This window comes from Mycolicibacterium pyrenivorans, from assembly GCF_025821625.1.
Lineage (GTDB): Bacteria > Actinomycetota > Actinomycetes > Mycobacteriales > Mycobacteriaceae > Mycobacterium > Mycobacterium pyrenivorans.
Map to the genome: position 1 here is coordinate 163018 of NZ_JACKSH010000237.1, position 15880 is coordinate 178897.

The following is a 15880-nucleotide window of genomic DNA, read 5'->3' on the forward strand; positions in this document are numbered from 1 at the left end:
TGGTTCGGGTGACGGGGTCCCGACGAATCGATGCCGACTTCCTCTCGCTGCCACGCCACGAGTTGGCCGACGCCGCGCTGACCGCGGCGGTACAGGCCGGCGCGAGCTACGCCGATCTGCGCATCCATGCGATCAGAACCGAGACGATCCAGTTGCGCGACGGTGCGCTGGAGACCGCGGTCCTCGATCACGAGATCGGGCTGGCGGTGCGGGTCATCGTCGACGGCACATGGGGCTTCGCCTCCCACGCCGAACTCGGCACCGGCGCGGCCGCGGATACCGCGCGACGCGCGGTGAAGGTGGCCCGCATCCTGGCGGTCCTCAACGGTGAGCGCATCGAGCTCGCTCCCGAACCGATCTACCGCGACATGAGCTGGGTTTCGGACTACCGCATCGACCCGTTCGACGTCGCCGCCGCGGACAAGGTCGCGGTGCTGGAGGATTACTCGGACCGGCTGCTGGCCTCCGACGGCATCGACCACGTCGCGGCGTGGGTGCACACCGCCAAGGAGCAGACGTTCTACGCCGACACGTTCGGATCCTCGATCACCCAGCAGCGGGTACGGGTGCTGCCCAACCTCGAGGCGGTGACCGTCGACGCGTCGGCAGGCATGTTCGACACCATGAGCACGCTGGCGCCGCCGACCGCGCGGGGCTGGGAAGCCGTTGCGGGTGACGAGGTGTGGGACTGGACAGGGGAGTTGGCGCAACTGCCGTCACTGCTGGCCGAGAAGGCCAAGGCGCCCAGCGTGGTCTCCGGACCGACCGATCTGGTGATCGACCCGACCAACCTGTGGCTGACCATTCACGAGTCGATCGGCCACGCCACCGAGTACGACCGGGCGATCGGTTACGAGGCGGCCTATGCGGGCACGTCGTTCGCCACGCCGGACAAGCTGGGCACGATGAGATACGGCTCGCCGGTGATGAACGTGACCGCTGACCGAACCGTCGAGTACGGCTTGGCCACTGTGGGTTTCGACGACGAAGGGGTACGCGCGCAGAGCTGGGATCTGGTGCGAGACGGTGTCTTCGTCGGCTATCAGCTGGACCGGGTGTTCGCGCCGCGGCTGGGGGTGTCGCGCTCCAACGGCTGCTCCTACGCCGACTCCGCCCACCACGTGCCCATCCAGCGGATGGCCAACGTGTCGCTGCAGCCGGGCCCCGACGACGTGAGCACCGCGGACCTGATCGGGAGCGTGACCGACGGCATCTACATCGTCGGCGACAAGAGCTGGTCGATCGACATGCAGCGCTACAACTTCCAGTTCACCGGGCAGCGGTTTTTCCGGATCCGCGACGGCAAGCTCGACGGGCAGGTGCGTGACGTCGCCTACCAGGCGACCACCACCGACTTCTGGGCCGCCATGGAAGCGGCTGGCGGACAGTCGACTTGGCGACTGGGAGGGGCGTTCAACTGCGGCAAGGCGCAACCCGGCCAGGTCGCCGCGGTGAGCCACGGCTGCCCCTCGGCGTTGTTCCGGGGCATCAACGTGCTCAACACGCGCGAAGAAGGCGGGCGGTAGACCGGTGATCGGCGCACAACAGGTAGCTGACCTTGCGCTGGCCGAAGCCCGTCGGCTGGGCCGCGCGGACGAGACCATCGTGGTGATCACCGATCGCGTCGACGCGGCGCTGCGGTGGGCCAACAACACGATGACCACCAACGGTGAATCCACGAGCCGCACCACGACGATCATCTCGATCATGCGGCAGGGCGACAGCGCGCACGTCGGCTCCGTCCGCTCGAGCTCGGTGGACCGGGCGGTCATCGCCGATCTGGTGGCGTCCTCCCAGCAGGCCGCCGCGGCGGCACCGCAGGCACGAGACGCCGCGCCACCGCTTCCCGGTGGTGACGCCCCAGCCGACTGGGATGCGCCGATTCCGCGCACCGGGGCCGAGGTGTTCGGCGACGTGGCCGCGAGTCTGGCGCGCCGTTTCCGGGGCATGCCCGGGGGCGGTGCCACCCTGTTCGGGTATGCGCGTCACATCGTCGAGACGACGTTCGTCGCGACCTCGGGTGGGCTGCGCCAACGCTTCACGCAGCCCACCGGTTCGGTGGAGATCAACGCCAAACGCGACGGCGCCAGCGCGTGGGTGGGCGTCAACACGCCCGACTTCGCCGCTGTGCCAACCGATTCGATGCTCGACGAGCTCACAACGCGACTGTCCTGGGCGAAGCGCATCATCGAACTGCCCGCGGGACGCTACGAGACGATCATGCCGCCGTCCACGGTGGCCGACATGATGATCTACCTGTCGTGGACGATGGGCGGCCGGGGCGCGCAGGAGGGACGCACCGCCCTGGCGGCGCCCGGCGGCGGCACCCGGGTGGGGGAGACGCTGACGTCGCTGCCGCTGACGCTGTACTCCGATCCGGCGGCGGCCGGGCTGGAGTGCTCGCCGTTCGTGGTGACGGCGAGTTCCTCGGAGCGGGCCTCGGTGTTCGACAACGGCATGACCATCGATCGGGTGGACTGGATCCGTGACGGCGTCATCAACGCGCTGGCGTACCCGCGTGCGGCCGCCGAGGAGTTCGACGCACCGGTGGCCGTGGGCGCGGACAACCTGCTGATGACCGGTGGGTCCGAGAGTCTGCAGGACATGATCGCGGCCACCGAGCGCGGCCTGTTGTTGACCACCTTGTGGTACATGCGCGAGGTCGACCCGTCGGTGCTGTTGCTCACCGGCCTGACGCGGGACGGGGTGTACCTGGTCGAGGACGGCGAGGTCACCGCCGCAGTGAACAACTTCCGTTTCAATGAGAGCCCGTTGGACCTGCTGCGCCGCGCCACCCAGGCCGGCGTCAGCGAGATGACCCTGCCCCGCGAGTGGGGCGACTGGGCCACCCGCGCACAGATGCCTTCGTTGCGAATTCCCGACTTTCACATGTCTTCGGTCAGTCAGGCGCAATAATCCTTGTGTGAGTGACGACGCGCTGCCCGCGCGCCTGGCCGGACTCGTAGCGCTGTCGTCGGGGGACAGCGGTGCCGACACCGTGATCCGGTTGACGTGCGGGCGGGCGTTGTCACTGCCACCGTTGCCGTCGCCGGTCGACCTGCCAGACGAACGCTCGGAGGAACAGTCGGTGCTCGTCGCGTTCGCCGAGCAGTTCGCGGTGGACGTGACCGGCATCGGTGAGAACCAGCGCAAGCGGTTCCTGGAGATCACCGGCGACAACGCGTTTCGCACGGTGGTGACGATCTTCATCGCCGACTTCGTCCCGCGTGTCTGGGCGGGGTGCGAGGCCCTCGACGTGGGCAAGCCGGGCTTCACGCCCGAGGTGGCGTGGGACCACGGCACCGACCCGGTCGGTGCTCTGCTGAACGACTTCGTGCCCGCGGTGGCGCGGATGCGCGACCTCGATGCCATCACCACGGAGGTCGTGCGGCTGCGTGGAGCCGAGGCGCACAACTGCCGGCTGTGCAAGTCGTTGCGCGAAGGGCACGCCCTCGACGCGGGCGGCTCGGAGGACATGTACCGCCAGATCGCGGATTTCGAGACCGCCGACGGGCTCTCTGATGCGCACAAGGCGGCGCTGCGCTATGTCGACGCACTCATCTGGTCGCCGTCGCAGGTCAGCCCGGAGGTCGCCGCGGGAGTGCGGAAGCACTTCTCCGGCAAGCAGATGCTCGAGTTGACCCTGGACGTGATGCGCAACGCGGCGAACAAGATCGCGGTGTCACTGGCCGCCGACGCGCCGCGCGTCGCCGACGGGACGGAACGCTATGAGGTCGACGAGGCGGGGCAGACGGTCTTCGCCTGAACCGCCGTATGCGACCATGGTTGCCGCGCAGGTCGCATGGGGCGGTAGCTCAGTTGGTTAGAGCCGTGGACTCATAATCCATTGGTCGCGGGTTCGAGCCCCGCCCGCCCCACTTCAGAGGTGGAGGACCGTCGTGCGGGCCTGCCGTGTGCGGACGGGCGCTACGGCGTTTGCTCACTCGTTCGAGTCGGGTGCGCCCCGTCGTCGCTGTTGTTGTCAGGGGACTTCTCACCCGAGCCGGATTCACCGTCCTGCTCCGCGCCACCGGCGTCCTCGTCACCGGACGGGTCGGTGTCGCCGGACTCCTCAGCGGAGTCGGGTTCGTCGGCACTGTTCGGCGCGTCCTGAGTCTCCTCGCCTTCTTCGACCGAGGACTCGCTCGTCTCTTCCCCAGCTGACTCGTCGACGTCGTCGACAAGCGTCCCGGGGTCCGCCTGACCCTGCTCTGCCGGCGCCTCGACGGGATCCTCGGTGGCGTTGTCCGTCTCGTCGGCCTCGACCTGTTCGGCTGTCGTCTCTCCGGTTTCATCCGCGACGGCGGTTTCGTCTGTGAGCGCGGCGCGCTCGGCGTCTACCTCGCTCGAGGCCAGTGCCATCGCGGCCGGCGTCGAGTCCGATGCGAGCCCGGGCAGCGGGAAGTCCGGCAGCGGCGGCAAGGGTATCGGGAACCAGCCGAAGCTCAAGACGTAGTCGATCTCGCTGACGACCCCGTTGTAGACCCCGGTGACGGCGGTGTTGACGATGTCGCCGATGCCGTCGAGCCAGACGCCGAGGTTCAGTGGGTCGTTGACTACCGGATCGAGGAAGTCGTAGACGAAGCTGTCGACCACGGGCAGAACGAAGTTCGGGTACCAGATGGAGATCTGGTCGGAGACCAGGTACCCGAACGGGACCCAGTTGATGAGCCAGGGGCCGAGTTCAAGTGAGACATAGTTGGCCCAATACCTCGTGACCGAGTAGACAGCGTCGATGATGTTCGACGCCGCGTTGAGCGGGGCGGGATTGTCGAGCGACTGCACGTCCGCGAGGCCGTCCGCGGAATCGTGCACCACCACGTCGTGGTGGGCTCCCTCAGCTTCTTTCGACACCGATGGTGCGACGGTGGCGGTGCCCGGCTTGTCGTAGCTGCCCAACCCGACGACCAGCAACCTACCGTCGGTCATCGGGGTGAGCTGTTCGATCAGCGCCACGGCGGTTTCCAGCTCGGCCTCGGAGACGAGCGTTGGCTGCGCGCTCGAGGTGAGTGGGGCGATTTCGGTCGCCACGGTCGCCGGTCGGATTCCGAGGACTGCCCGCAGGGCCTCCGGAGGTGCCGACGGGGTGGTCACCACGGCGCCGACCGACAGCGCGGCGACACCGGTCGTAAGCATCGCGCGTGCAGAACGTTTCATCCGGACCCTCACCTGGTCTTGTCGACAACCGCTCGCGACCAATTTACGCGGTAGTCCACAGAAGGCCGGGGTAAATCCACGGTGAGTTGGACGTGGGCAGCGGGATGGTTCGCCGTCCGGTGGTCGACCTGGTCTCATCCAGACGCGCAGATCCTCAGCGCAGTCTGAAGTGATCTCCGACCAATTCCACGCTCAACGGATAGTCGAGCAGGACGGTGGCCAGCACCGTGGTCAGTTCCTCGATCGCGCTGGGCGCGTCGACACCGCGACTGGCGAGCAGGTCGGCCATCCAGGTAGCCGTCTCCGACAACGGCCGGGTGTCGCCGGTGAGCAACGCCGCCCATACGGCGTAGAGGGCCTGCGGCAACGCATCGCGTGCGGCCGCACGCAGGGCTGCCTGGCCGGGACCGGGCTCCGAATCGGCAGTCACGGACCACTGTCGCCGGATTCGATCGACGAGATGCGGGTGGCTCAGCTCCAAAGCAGCCTGCTCCCGCGCGCGTGCCTGGGGCAGCGGCGGCACCGCCGACACGACGACCGGCAGGCCCGCGACGGCGTCCACCGCGCCCTGTGCGTCAGCTGCCCATGCCGTGGCACCGAGCGCCTTCGCGCGGACGGGGTCGCTGCCGAAAGCGGCGCCGCCGACAACCACGGGAACACCCGCCGAGGTGCTTGTCTCGATGAACCGACGGGTGGTTGGCAGCGCACCCAGCACCGAACAGCTGATCGCGACGGCGACCGGGCCGATGTCTTGTACGTAATGGCTCAGCCGCTGTGGGGATGTCGCCGGCCCGAGCAACGTCGTCTCCCAGCCGCCGCCGCGCAGTGCACAGCCGATGATGGCGGCGGGCAGCCAGTGCCACTCACGCTCGGCGCAGGCAACGATGACATGGCCGCGCGTCGCCGGTGTCTTCGCCAATCGCGCGGTGACAGCTTCGGTGGCAGCCATGGCCATCGCGGTGGCGGCGTGTTCCTGTGCAACGGACCACTCGCCGCGCTGCCATCGCTCGCCGATGGTGCGTTGAGCGGCTGCGACGACGCCGGTCATGATGTCCAGCGGCGCAACTCCCGCATCGAGCAACTCCTCGACCAGCGCAACAATCTTGACCCTGTCGCCGGCGGCGAGGGCTTTCTCGTAGCGGCGCAGCGCATCTCGCGACTGCTCTAGGTCAAACATGAGACGGCGAGAAGAGCCATGTCGTCGTGAGCGCGGCCTTCGAGGTACTCCATCACATCCTGTTCGACTGCCTCGCAAAGGGTCTCGGGCGGTGCGCCGGCATAAGGAGGGAGCAGGTTATGAAGCCTCTCCATGCCGTATTCACCCGCCTCGCCCCACGCTTCGTCGACTCCATCGGTGAACATCAGCATCGTGTCACCCGCATCCAAGCAGACAGAGCGTGTCCCGTATTGCAGGTCGGCTACCACCCCGGCGACCGTTCCGTACACGTCCACCTGCTCGACGAGGCCGTCGGCCCGCAACAGCAGCGGAGCATGATGGCCTGCGTTGGCTAGATCGACATTCGCGCCGGCCTTGTTGGGCAGCGGCCGCAGCCTGGCGCACACCATCGTCACGAACTGCGTCGTCGTCGAGTCGTACAGCACGTCATACAGAACGCTGTTGGTCGCACTCAACACAGCTGCCGGCTCGCGGTCGAAGTGTGCCGCAGTTCGAATGATCTGCCGGGTCTGGCCGGCGACGGCCGCGGCCTCCACGCCCTTTCCACACACGTCACCGATCGCGACGAGCCAGTCGTCGTCTCGGCCGATCACGTCGTAGAAATCGCCACCGATTTCAAGTTCCTCGAAAGCGGCCCGGTGGCGTGCAGCCAGGCGCACTCCCGGGATGTCGGGAAGCGTCGGCAGGCGCAGGCTGTGCTGGAGTACGGACGCCGTTCTGGACCGCTCCTCGTACAGTCGGGCCGAATCCACTGCAAGCGCACTGCGGGCGGCGATCCGCTCCGCGAAGGCGACCTCCTCGGGGTCGAAGGCTCCCCGGCGCAGCATCACCAGGGCGCCGACCGTGCTGCCGCGGGCCGTCAGACCCAAGGCCACAGCCTCGGCCGGTTTCAGCGCGGTCGCCGAGGCCAGAAACGGTTCAACCGGCACCAGTGTCTTCAGGTTGTTGCCGTCGACCTGCTCGGTGTGCCCGCTTCGCAGGACCCGCCCCAAAGCGGAGCCGTCCACGTCGTCGCGCCCGATCACGACTCCGGCCGGGTCGGCCTCCCCGAGCATGAGCAATTCGCCGGTTCCGCCGTCGGCGACCACCACCATCGTCCAGTCCGACAGATCGGGTTGGACCAAGTTGGCCAATTGGAGCGCTGTGCGGCGCACGTTGAGCGACCCACCTAGTTCGAAGACGGCCTCTTCGAGCTGCTGACGGCGCATCCGATCCAGATGGCGTCCCGCGACGTCGCCGTGACTACTCACACCGTCCCTTTTCCCGGCCTACACAGCCGATTTTCCGCATCGGCCGCGGTAACTACGACGACCTACGGTCACGAGACTGCTGTGGACGGGCTAGCGATCAGAGGCCTATTCCGGTGTGGAACAAGTCGAGTCGATTAGACCCCCCCAGGTATTTAATGTAGCCGACCGGATAAGCCGGAGAATCGTTTCGCCGCTGATTGGATCATGCCCGGGTGGCGCAGCGGCGCCGGCGCGCCGATCAGTCGCCCGAACCGGAAACGCGGTCGGGACCGCTATTCGCACGCAACGCCGTTACCGTCACGATCAAGGCCGTAGATGTCGTCTCCGACCACGGTGACGGGACCCGAAACATAGGCCGGGCCGTTTCCGCTGCCACCGGCGCAGTCGACATCGCTGGCGATGGGGACGCAGGCGCCAGAGTAATTGGAGTCGCAGGATGAGCTTTGCTGCAGCGGCGCCGGCACTGCATACGGGCCCGACGACTGCGCAACCCAACCGTCGCCGGTATTGGCGGCCGCTGCCGGAGCCAAGGCAAGCCCCGCGGCGAATCCAATAGTCACGACTGTCAATTTGCGCATGGTGGCAGATGGTATCTCAGCCGCGCGATCAGTCCGCCCCCCAGGGTCCTGGCGAATCGGCCCTGCACCGACAAGAGTCGGACGAAACCGGCGGTGACCAGTCGGCAAATCGGTTAGCGTTTGCTGAGCCGGGAGGGAACTGGCATGAATGACCGAATCTTGGTGTGGTTGAGCGCAGGAATACTGGCCATCGGGTTGTCTGCGGTGTCCATCGCCGGGGCAGGGGCGGCTTTCGCCGACGAAGACGCCGGCGCGAACGCCACGACCTCGTCGCAGTCACCGGCGTCCACTGACGACGAGACGGAGTCCGACGCCGAAAAGCCGGGTGACAGAACAGAATCCGTCGATGAAGCGACCGACGAGACCGACGCGACCGACGCCGACGAGGAGGTCGAAGCGCCGCCCGAAGAACCCGCCGACGAACAGGCCGCCGCCGATCCCGAGGAAGTCGCCGACGAGATCGAGATCAGCGACAAAGAGCCAGGGACCGGGCACGAACACGATGGAGCCGTCGACGCCGACGAGCTCGACTCGACGGCGGACACCACCGATTCGTCGGCGGCCCCAGAGCAGGCACAGAACCCGGTGCCCGACGTGATCGACGAGACGCAGGACGCCGGGGACGCCGGCGCGTCGGATACACCTGAGCCGGCCGCGGAACCCGTGGTGGACGCGAGAACCGCTGAGACCGTCGCCACCTCCGACGCGCAGCCCTCACCTGCGTCCGCGCGACTCGTGATGACGGTGGAGGACGAGCAGCCGGCGCCGAGGCCGTCCCTGCTCAACGTGGTCGGTTCGTTCTTCTGGGGGATGTTCGACCTTGTGACGAAACTGATCGACTTTCCTCCGGCGGTTCCACCGGGCAGCACGGTGACGGCGGGCCGGTCCAGGCTGGAGATCGACTGCGGCGACGGATACACCGCGGACGCGGACTGGTACTTCCCGACCGAGGGCGAACCCGACAAGTTCATCTACTTTCAGCATGGCTTCCTGGCCCGGGCGAACTTCTTCAACGTGACGTTGCAGGAACTCGCCGAGCGCAACAACGCGGTTGTGGTCGCGCCGTCGATCACCAGCAATATCTTCGCCTGCGACGCCTGCGCGATGAGCGGCGAACCGATGCAGGCCGCAGTGGCGCGGCTCTTCGAGGGCGACCGCGCGGCGCTGCTGGCCAGCGCCCAGGCGGCGGGCTACGAGGGCACGCTGCCCGAGCAGTTCGTGATCACGGGTCAGTCGGCAGGCGCCCAACTGGCGGTGGCCGCGTCGGGGTACTACTACCAGTTCGCGCCGGCGGATGAGAAGGCCGACATGGTCGGCGTGATCGTCTACGACGTCTCCGCCACGGGAAGCGCCTCCACCGGAAACGCACTGGCGAATGCCCTCGACAAGCTGCCCGCATCGGTTCCAGTGCTGAACATCGCGGCGGAACCGAACATGTTGAACAGCCGCGGGAACGCCAACACTGCCTACGCCGAGAAGCGGCCGGGCCAGTTCAACGGCATTCAGTTGGTCGGCGGCGCGCACTCGGACGCGTATCAAAGCGATGTCCTGTTCGGGATTCCGCAGTTGATCGTGCGGCTGGTATTCGGCGCGTCGGACCCGGAGAACGTCGAGGCCGTGCAGGTGCTCACCCGCGGCTGGCTCACCGACATGTACGCGGGGCGGGTGTACGACCCGGCCACGCGCACGGGGATCTATGGCGACCCGGGCGATCCGGGCGAGGTCGTGGTCGACATTCCCACCGATGTAGGCCCTGCGCGGGGCTACGTCCTGCCCGCCACGACACCGGAGTTGTCGCCGTTCGATCGTCTGATCAACGCGGTCTTCAGCGTGATCAACGCCAACATTTACGGCAGGTGCGCGGTCGACCCCGACGAATCGTCAAACGTGCAAAGCGGTCTCGTCTGCTCGCTCTGAGCCGTGATGGGCGACAGCTTTTACGCTGGTGCTGACACTCCCCGGATCAGGACGGGGTCCTGACGCTGGACATGACCAGCTGCAGGTAGGGGCGGTAGAGGTCTTCGCCGTCTAGATGACTCTCCAGGGTGATTCCGTCACTGGCGGCTATGACAACACGGGCCAACGTCTCGGCGTCGATGGTGAGGGTGCCTCCGATGCGCGCAACGTTCTTGCTGATGAACTCGCCGAGTGCGCGGATCGTTTCGAGCCGTTGTGCGGACACGCGTTCCCGAGCGTCGGGATTTCGCAGCAGGTACAGAGTCAGCTCGTACCCCAGTGCCGCTCGATCTGTGCCGTGGCTCGACTCGCGCCACCGAGCGGCCAATCCGTCGATGTCGACGTCACTGAGGCGATGAAAGGACGTCATGACTTCCGCGAACCCGTCGAGGAACCGCTGCCGCTGGCGATCGACGACCGCCAGGAACAGCTTCTCCTTGGCGCCGAACTGGGAGTAGATGATCCCGCGGGTGAAACCCGCGGCGTCGGCGATCTCTTCGAGCGCGGCACCGGTGAGGCCTTTGCGGGCGAACACTTCCTCGGCCGCATCCAACAGGATCTGGCGGGTGTGCTCGATACGCCGCTCTTTGGTCCAACGTTCAGCCATGGGGGGATCCTCCCACCAATTCCGGCGACGGCGACTGCTCGTGGGTTCCACCGGCGTGGGCTCGCGCCAACTGCCCGTCGGGCAGGAGATCTTCGAACAGGACCGTCGCAAGCGCATCGGTCGCCCAGAACTGGGAGTAGGGGGCGGCGTCGGTGACGACGGCGACCCGCCATCCCGCGCGCCCGCGGTCGAACATCAGTCCGCCGGCGTGGCTGATCGCGTCCGCGACGCTCGTGGTGACGACGTCGAGTCGGTAGCTCACGTCCGGCCCTCCCTGCTGGTTTCAGCTGGTGTGACGACGACCACTTTATACATACTTGTATCTGTGATGCATCTGTGTATATCGTGAGTCGGGTCACACGCGGTGGGGGTCACTCGGGCCTCGCAGCAGCGGGAGCGCTCCACCGGCAGCGATCCCGTTCGGGATGTAGGCACCCGCCGTGCTCGACGTCGACTGAGGAGGACTCCCTTGATGCCAGCAACGCGACCCGGAGACTGGCTCGACCCGGACTCCGGGCTGGGCTCCGGGCTGGAAGACATCCAGCCGGGGACGTTCAACATGACGATCCCGACCGACCGCTACACCTCGCGTGAGTACGCGCAGCGCGAGCGGGAAGCGATCTGGTTGCGGGTGTGGCAGATCGTCGGCCGCGCCGACGACCTCCCGAGACCCGGCGACTGGAAGAAGTACAACATTCAGGACCAGTCGTTCATCGTCGTCCGCGGTAAGGACGAGAAGCTCCGCGGCTTCGTCAACGCGTGCAGACACCGCGGAAACGCGTTGTGCATCACGGAGACCGGGAACGCCAAGCGGGGGTTCCTCTGCCAGTACCACCTGTGGTCCTACGACCTGGAAGGCAAGCTGCGCGGCGTGCTGCGGGAAGACCTCGTCGGCCAGGTGGACAAGACGGAGAACTCCCTCTATGAGGTGCCCGTCGACACCTTCGCCGGATTCATCTTCCTCAACCCCGACCCGCAGGCCGCGCCACTGCGCGAGTACCTGGGCGATGAGGTGTACCACCTGCTGGAGCCGTACAACATCGACCAGTTCACCACCGTGATGGACGTGAAGGAGCCCATCGACTGCAACTGGAAGGTGGTCATGGATGCCTTCGAGGAGGGCTACCACATCAACGGCATCCATCCGCAGTTGCTCGCGGTCCTGAACATCAACCCGGAGACAGCGCGGTACCAGTTCTTCGATAAGCACAGTGTGGCGGTCGCCCCGTTCGAGGTGCAGGGGGCCGGGGCGCAGAAACAGGTCGACGGGATCATGGCGCTGCCCGAGACGTTCCCCGGCACGGCAGCGGTGATCCCGCGTTTCCAGGAACTCGTCGCGCCCTACCAGGGCAGGGACGGCGAAGTGGAGTTCCCCGACGGCGTCACCGCCCGCGGGTTGCTTCAAGAGGCCACCCGTGACGTGCTGACCGGCATGGGACTCGACGTCAGTGGACTGACGAACAACCAGATGAGCGACAACCAGGGCTGGGTGCTGTTCCCCAACTACTTCATGACGGTGCGCGCCGGCGAATGCCACGTGATCATGTCGGCCCCGCACCCCGATTGGGATCCCAACCGTTGCATCTGGCACGTGGCCAGCTACATGTACCTGCCGTCCGAACACCGAGACGCCTTCCGCGCCGAGCCGATCGTGGTGGACGAGCCGGGAAGCTACAAGTACTTCGAGGCGCTTCACCAGGATTATGTGCAGATGCCGCGCCAGCAACTCGGCCTGCGTAACGACCGGCTCGACCACATGTCGCTGGTAAAGGAGGAAGCCGTGATCGCGCACTTCCATTCGGTGATTGATCGCTACATGGCCGGTGCCGCGAAACCCTGACGTGGTCCCACGCCCCCAATTCGACTGAGAGAAGGCACAATTGACTATCGCCGATGTCCTGGCCACCGCGACGGGCCGATCGCGCGTTGTACTGGAGTACAGCCAGATCACCAAACGATTGGTCGACAGCGCGAAACAGCCCGGCTTCTCTGTCGAGAGTTGGGCGCCGCTTGCCGAACTCATCGCCGTCGACGAGTTCGTGCGCGTCGGTCCGTTCAAAGAGGTGATGAACTGGGACCAGTACACCGAGTTCCTGACGAACTGGGCGAGGTCATCGGACTGGGACTGCTCCTTCCAACGGATCACCGAGACACCGGAGTTGGTGTTCCTCGAACTGGAGGAACGCAGCCGCGTCGGCGATTTCACCAGCGTGGTCAACACCGTGTCGATCTATGAGTTCAACGCCGACAACAAGGTTCAGCGCATCGCGGTCTACCTGCAGATGGAACTGCCCAACACCGGCACGGTGCCGAGTTTCGACGCCGCCGGGGGAGCGGAGTGACCCGGACGGCGTGGGGAGCACCGTTGTTGCACATCGAATTCTCATAAGGATTCTGCTGACATGCCGTTCGAAGACACCACCGCCATCGTCACCGGTGGCGCCGCAGGTCTCGGCCTGGCCATCACCGAGGCACTCACCGCACGCGGCACGAAGGTCGCGATCTTCGACATCACCGCCGCCGAGATCGACAGACAAGTCGAGCGCCTGCGTCGCGACGGCGCGAAGGTCGCCGGTTACGTCGTCGACGTCTCGAACCGCGGTGCGGTCGAGGCTGCCGTCGCGCAGGTCCGGGCTGACCTCGGCCCAGTGCTGATCCTGATAAACAACGCCGGTATCGAACAATTCGGCAAGTTCGCCGATATCACCGACGAGCAGTGGGACCGCGTGATGGCGGTCAATCTGCGCGGACCGTTCATCTGCACCCAGGCAGTGCTGCCCGACATGCGCGATGCGCAGTGGGGTCGGATCGTCAACATCTCGTCGTCGAGCGCCCAGGGCGGGCAACCCCGAATGGCCGCTTACGTCAGCTCGAAAGCCGGGCTGATCGGGTTCACCAAGAGCCTCGCGCTGGAACTCGGACCCAAGGGCATCACCGTCAACACTGTTCCCCCCGGCATGGTGGTCACCCCAATGCTCGAGAAGGCCATCGACGACGGCCGATTCACCGCGTCGCTGGAGCACTTCGCGAAGATCACCCCGGTGCGGCGGGCGGGCCGGCCGGAGGACATCGCCAACGCCACCATGTTCCTGTGCCAGGACGAGTCCTCCTACATCACCGGCCAGATGATCCCCGTCAACGGAGGGCGTCGAACATGACTGGGGCCAACGATCCACAGCCGCTGCTCGCGCCGCTGAGCGCCGACGAATGGGGAGACGACGAGTACGCGGCGTTCGGTGCCTTGCTGGGCCTGCCGGGCGAGAAGGTGCCGCGGGCCGGCTCCGGTCATGCCGCCGACCCGCTCAAGTTCGACATCATCGGCCTGCTCGCCCGCCACCCCAAGATGGCCCGGCGGTTCCTGACGTTCAACGGCTGGCTACTGCAGCGCGGCGAATTGCCGCTGCGCCTGCGCGAATTGGCGGTGCTGAGGGTGGCGCACACCCGCCGGTCCGCGTTCTTCTGGGGCGAGCACGTCAAGGTCGCCGCCGAAGGCGGTGTGCCCGACGACGACATCGCCCTCCTCGCCAACGGCAACGACGGATTCACCGGCGTCGACGGGTTGGTGCTCGACGCCACCGACGAACTCCTGAGTCACGGCCGCGTCGGTGAAGATTCGTGGCAGCGACTCGCCGAGGAACTCGGCACGCATCAGGCGATGGAGCTCATCTTCGTCGTCGGCACCTACGCGATGTTGGCGATGGCCTTCGACACGTGGCGCCTCGCCCCGCCCGCCGACAGCGCATCCCTACCCGACGCACCCGACAGCCCCACAAACAAATAGGAGTCAGCCGAAGTGACAACCGTGCAGGACGACACCGGTGTGCTCGCCGGTGAGCAGCGCATGCTCATCGACGGTGAATTGCAATTCACCGACAGCGGAGCGACATTCGATGTGGTTCATCCGGCGCCTGAGCAGGTCGCCGGCCGGGCCACCGACGGCACGGTCGAGGACATGGGTCGGGCTGTGGGTGCGGCGCGGCGGGCGTTCGACGAGACCGACTGGTCGCGCGATGTGGACTTNCGCTATCACTGCCTGANCCAGCTGCATGAGGCGTTGGAGCGCAACAAGGAGCGGCTGCGCCGCATCCTGATCACCGAGGTCGGCTGCCCCGTGTCGGTGTCCGGGAGCCAGATCGCCCAGCTGCATGAGGCGTTGGAGCGCAACAAGGAGCGGCTGCGCCGCATCCTGATCACCGAGGTCGGCTGCCCCGTGTCGGTGTCCGGGAGCCAGATCGAGAGCCCGATCGAAGAGGTCAGGCACTGGGCCGAGCACGGCAAGAACTTCGACTATCTGGTGGACAACGGCGTGCATGACACCCCGCTGGGGCCCGCGCGGCGCAAGATCCACTACGAAGCGGTNGGGGTGGTCGGGGCGATCACGCCGTGGAACGTGCCGTTCTACCTCAACGTCGCCGAGACGGTGCCGGCGCTGATGGCCGGCAACACCGTGGTGCTCAANCCNGCGCAGCTNACGCCGTGGTCGGGCAGCGAGTACGGGCGCATCGTCGCCGAGGAGACCGACATCCCGGCCGGGGTGTTCAACGTGGTGGTGTCGAACTCCAACGAGGTCGGCGCCGCGCTGTCGGCCGATCCGCGGGTGGACATGATCACGTTCACCGGGTCGACCGCGACCGGGCGGGCGATCCTGGCCGCGGGTGCGGCGACGGTGAAGAAGACGCTGCTGGAACTGGGGGGCAAGTCCGCCCACATCGTGCTCGACGACGCCGACTTCAACTCCGCGCTGCCGCTGGCCGCGATGATGGCATGCGTGATGAGTGGGCAGTCCTGCATCTTGCCGAGCCGGATCCTGTTGCCCCGCAGCCGCTACGACGAGGGCATCGAGATCCTCAAGACGATGATGGAGGGCTTCCCGGTCGGTGATCCGTGGACTCCGGGCAACATGCAGGGCCCGCAGATCAGCGAGGCCCAGCGGCAGAAGGTCCTCGNCCTGATCGCAAGCGGCATCGACTCCGGGGCCCGGCTGGTCACCGGCGGCGGCATCCCGGAGAACCTGCCGGTCGGCTACTACACCCAGCCGACGCTGCTGGCCGACGTCGACCCGGACTCCCAGGTCGCGCAGGAGGAGATCTTCGGCCCGGTGCTCACCGTCACCGGCTACGACACCGACGACGACGCGATCGCGATCGCCAACAAC

General features: G+C 66.7%; 15 protein-coding genes and 1 tRNA gene. 10 read left to right on the forward strand and 6 right to left on the reverse strand.

Annotated features, from left to right (window positions below; genetic code table 11):
* Nucleotides 1-8 precede the first annotated feature (8 nt).
* The 4 genes from H7I57_RS26140 (at nt 9) to H7I57_RS26155 (ending at nt 3878) form a co-directional block, all read left to right on the forward strand.
* Nucleotides 9-1526: a TldD/PmbA family protein gene (locus H7I57_RS26140; RefSeq protein WP_264027132.1), complete on the forward strand. Its 1518-nt coding sequence runs from the start codon at nt 9-11 to the stop codon at nt 1524-1526.
* Nucleotides 1527-1530: 4 nt separating this feature from the next.
* Nucleotides 1531-2916 (forward strand): metallopeptidase TldD-related protein, encoded by a 1386-nt coding sequence (locus tag H7I57_RS26145; protein WP_264027133.1) that lies wholly within the window; start codon nt 1531-1533, stop codon nt 2914-2916.
* A gap of 7 nt (nt 2917-2923) precedes the next feature.
* Complete coding sequence (locus tag H7I57_RS26150) at nt 2924-3766, forward strand: carboxymuconolactone decarboxylase family protein (protein ID WP_264027135.1); 843 nt, start codon at nt 2924-2926, stop codon at nt 3764-3766.
* A gap of 38 nt (nt 3767-3804) precedes the next feature.
* Nucleotides 3805-3878: transfer RNA gene (locus H7I57_RS26155), tRNA-Ile, on the forward strand.
* A gap of 49 nt (nt 3879-3927) precedes the next feature.
* On the opposite strand, the gene H7I57_RS26160 is transcribed toward H7I57_RS26155, so the two are convergent.
* The 4 genes from H7I57_RS26160 to H7I57_RS26175 all read right to left on the reverse strand — a co-directional run bounded on the left by H7I57_RS26160 (nt 3928) and on the right by H7I57_RS26175 (nt 8162).
* Nucleotides 3928-5157, reverse strand: coding sequence for an ICP22 family protein (locus H7I57_RS26160; protein WP_264027137.1), 1230 nt, complete (start codon nt 5155-5157; stop codon nt 3928-3930).
* Nucleotides 5158-5311: 154 nt separating this feature from the next.
* Entirely contained in the window at nt 5312-6334 is a 1023-nt protein-coding gene (locus H7I57_RS26165; RefSeq protein ID WP_264027138.1) for a cobalamin B12-binding domain-containing protein, read from the reverse strand.
* Nucleotides 6322-7542: a PP2C family protein-serine/threonine phosphatase gene (locus H7I57_RS26170; RefSeq protein ID WP_372510423.1), complete on the reverse strand. Its 1221-nt coding sequence runs from the start codon at nt 7540-7542 to the stop codon at nt 6322-6324. Before H7I57_RS26170 ends, H7I57_RS26165 begins: the two co-directional genes overlap by 13 nt.
* Nucleotides 7543-7856: 314 nt before the next feature.
* Nucleotides 7857-8162, reverse strand: a complete 306-nt coding sequence (locus H7I57_RS26175; protein ID WP_264027142.1) for an excalibur domain-containing protein — start codon at nt 8160-8162, stop codon at nt 7857-7859.
* Nucleotides 8163-8306: 144 nt separating this feature from the next.
* Between H7I57_RS26175 and H7I57_RS26180 the strand changes: the two genes are divergently transcribed.
* Nucleotides 8307-10079 carry a hypothetical protein gene (locus H7I57_RS26180; protein ID WP_264027143.1) on the forward strand — a complete coding sequence of 591 codons (1773 nt, stop codon included), beginning with the start codon at nt 8307-8309 and terminating at the stop codon, nt 10077-10079.
* Nucleotides 10080-10125: 46 nt separating this feature from the next.
* On the opposite strand, the gene H7I57_RS26185 is transcribed toward H7I57_RS26180, so the two are convergent.
* Together H7I57_RS26185 and H7I57_RS26190 are read right to left on the reverse strand one after the other, a co-directional pair.
* Nucleotides 10126-10725, reverse strand: a complete 600-nt coding sequence (locus tag H7I57_RS26185) for a TetR/AcrR family transcriptional regulator (RefSeq protein ID WP_264027146.1) — start codon at nt 10723-10725, stop codon at nt 10126-10128.
* Nucleotides 10718-10987, reverse strand: coding sequence for a hypothetical protein (locus tag H7I57_RS26190; protein ID WP_264027147.1), 270 nt, complete (start codon nt 10985-10987; stop codon nt 10718-10720). Before H7I57_RS26190 ends, H7I57_RS26185 begins: the two co-directional genes overlap by 8 nt.
* Before the next feature lie 210 nt (nt 10988-11197).
* Here H7I57_RS26190 and H7I57_RS26195 point away from each other — a divergent pair, with 210 nt between their 5' ends.
* The 5 genes from H7I57_RS26195 to H7I57_RS26215 all read left to right on the forward strand — a co-directional run.
* On the forward strand, nt 11198-12565 hold the full coding sequence (locus H7I57_RS26195; RefSeq protein WP_264027149.1) for an aromatic ring-hydroxylating oxygenase subunit alpha: 1368 nt from the start codon (nt 11198-11200) through the stop codon (nt 12563-12565).
* A gap of 40 nt (nt 12566-12605) precedes the next feature.
* Nucleotides 12606-13067 carry a hypothetical protein gene (locus H7I57_RS26200; RefSeq protein ID WP_264027150.1) on the forward strand — a complete coding sequence of 154 codons (462 nt, stop codon included), beginning with the start codon at nt 12606-12608 and terminating at the stop codon, nt 13065-13067.
* Between the two features lie 60 nt (nt 13068-13127).
* Nucleotides 13128-13883: an SDR family NAD(P)-dependent oxidoreductase gene (locus H7I57_RS26205; RefSeq protein ID WP_264027152.1), complete on the forward strand. Its 756-nt coding sequence runs from the start codon at nt 13128-13130 to the stop codon at nt 13881-13883.
* Nucleotides 13880-14506 carry a carboxymuconolactone decarboxylase family protein gene (locus H7I57_RS26210; protein WP_264027154.1) on the forward strand — a complete coding sequence of 209 codons (627 nt, stop codon included), beginning with the start codon at nt 13880-13882 and terminating at the stop codon, nt 14504-14506. Before H7I57_RS26205 ends, H7I57_RS26210 begins: the two co-directional genes overlap by 4 nt.
* Nucleotides 14507-14518: 12 nt before the next feature.
* Nucleotides 14519-15880 (forward strand): aldehyde dehydrogenase family protein (locus tag H7I57_RS26215; protein ID WP_264027156.1); only part of this gene is annotated, 1362 nt, incomplete at its 3' end.